Below are 1923 nucleotides of genomic sequence, written 5' to 3'. Positions count from 1 at the left end.
AGTTTGTTCAGAAGAATAGACAAATGGTAAAGTTTATAATTTCGCTTCATCTGGTGAGTGGATTTAATATTGGAGGTATACATAAATGAAACTTTTGAAAAAAACTATGCAAGTTGGACTAACAGCAATTTTCTTTGGTTTGCTAGCTACCAATACAGTATTTGCAGATGATTCTGAAGGATGGCATTTTGTACAAGAAAACGGAAGAACCTACTACAAGAAGGGGGAACTCAAAGAAACCTACTGGCGAGTGATTGATGGTAAGTACTATTATTTTGATCCTTTATCTGGAGAGATGGTTGTCGGCTGGCAATATATACCTACTCCACACGAAGGGGTTACGATTGGTTCTTCTATAAGGCAAGATATTGCTTTTAGACCAGATTGGTTTTACTTTGGTCAAGATGGGGTACTACAAGAATTTGTTGGTAAGCAAGTTTTAGAAGCAAAAACAGCTACAAATGTCAACAAGCATCATGGGGAACAATATAATAGTCCAGCAGAGAAACGAGTCTATTATTTTGAAGATCAACGTAGTTATCACACCTTAAAAACTGGTTGGATTTATGATGAGGGGCACTGGTATTATTTACTGAAGGATGGTGGCTTTGATTCTCGCATCAACAGATTGACTGTTGGGGAGCTAGCACGTGGTTGGGTTAAGGATTTTCCTCTTACATATGATGAAGATAAGCTAAAAACTGCTCCATGGTATTATCTAGATCCAACAAATGGTATTATGCAAACTGGTTGGCAATATCTTGGTAACAAGTGGTACTACCTCCGTTCATCAGGTTCAATGGCAACTGGCTGGTATCAAGAAGGCTCAACTTGGTATTATCTAGATGCTGAAAATGGTGATATGCAAACTGGCTGGCAATATCTTGGTAACAAGTGGTACTATCTTCGTTCATCAGGAGCTATGGCAACTGGTTGGTTCCAGGTCAATGGCAAATGGTACTATGCTTATAGTTCAGGTGCTTTGGCAGTGAATACGACCGTAGATGGCTATTCTGTCAATTATAATGGCGAATGGGTTCGGTAACGAATGCTAATCGTAACTGTAGTTGATACTTAACTTAGTAAAAAGGGCTTTTTTCTACCATTTGTCAACTCTATCAATTTTTAAGAATTAAGGCTCTTTGTTAACTGTAGTGGGTTGAAGAAAAACTAAGAACGAGAAAGGACGAAGTTAGTCCTTTCTTTTTTATGTGACTATTAGTCAAAAAACGCACCATATCAAAAACTAAAAAATTTGATATCATGCGTCATGTCTTAAACTAATTGACTATACTTTCTATTCAAATGAGCTTTTAACCAATTGATTGAGCCAATCCACTCTTAAAACCAAAGAGCAATTTCTCGCTTAGCTGACTCTTCTGAATCTGAACCATGTACAACATTTTGGATAACCTCATTTTCTCCAGCAGCTTTTGCAAAATCACCTCGAATCGTTCCTGGTAAAGCTTCTTCTGGACGAGTCGCACCCATCATAGTCCGCCAAGTTTCGATAACTTTGGGACCTGAAATGACACCTACAAGAACCGGTCCTGAAGTCATAAATTCACGAATCGGTGGGTAAAAACTTTGACCAACCAAGTCCTGATAGTGCTGGTCAATCAACTCTTCTGAAACCTGTGAACGCAACTCCAATTTTTCGATTGTAAATCCACGTTGTTCGATGCGTTTTAACACTTCACCTACTAGTCCTCTTTTTACACCATCTGGTTTAATGATAAAAAATGTTTGTTCCATACCCGTCTCCTTTGTCAGCTTCTTTCTTTTATTTTACCACATTTCATGGAAAAATTGAGAAAGTTTTCAGAAAAGAGAAAGAGAACCCGAAGGCTCTCTCATCTGCTTTTATTGGCTCTATAATATTTGTAGTGGGTAAATCCCCTATAGATATTATGGAGCCGTTTT

The 1923-nt window shown here is 38.0% G+C and carries 2 protein-coding genes; one reads left to right on the top strand and one right to left on the bottom strand.

From position 1 onward, the window contains the following. The first annotated feature begins 85 nt into the window (after positions 1–85). Positions 86–1045, top strand: a complete 960-nt coding sequence (cbpF, locus tag QZ359_RS02675) for a choline-binding protein CbpF (RefSeq protein WP_293958029.1) — start codon at positions 86–88, stop codon at positions 1043–1045. 296 nt (positions 1046–1341) lie between these two features. Here the strand turns inward: cbpF and ndk are convergent, their stop codons facing one another. Continuing rightward, positions 1342–1755: a nucleoside-diphosphate kinase gene (ndk, locus tag QZ359_RS02670; protein ID WP_049521643.1), complete on the bottom strand. Its 414-nt coding sequence runs from the start codon at positions 1753–1755 to the stop codon at positions 1342–1344. Positions 1756–1923: the final 168 nt, after the last annotated feature.

This window comes from Streptococcus sp., assembly GCF_019414905.1.
GTDB lineage: Bacteria > Bacillota > Bacilli > Lactobacillales > Streptococcaceae > Streptococcus.
The sequence above is the reverse complement of the archived record's forward strand: the minus strand, read 5'-3'. Positions and strand labels throughout refer to the sequence as shown.

Bases quoted from the DNA above. Each gene is read 5' to 3' on its own strand.
- cbpF (WP_293958029.1), top strand. From the start codon at position 86: ATGAAACTTTTGAAAAAAACTATGCAAGTTGGACTAACAGCAATTTTC.
- ndk (WP_049521643.1), bottom strand. From the start codon at position 1,755: ATGGAACAAACATTTTTTATCATTAAACCAGATGGTGTAAAAAGAGGA.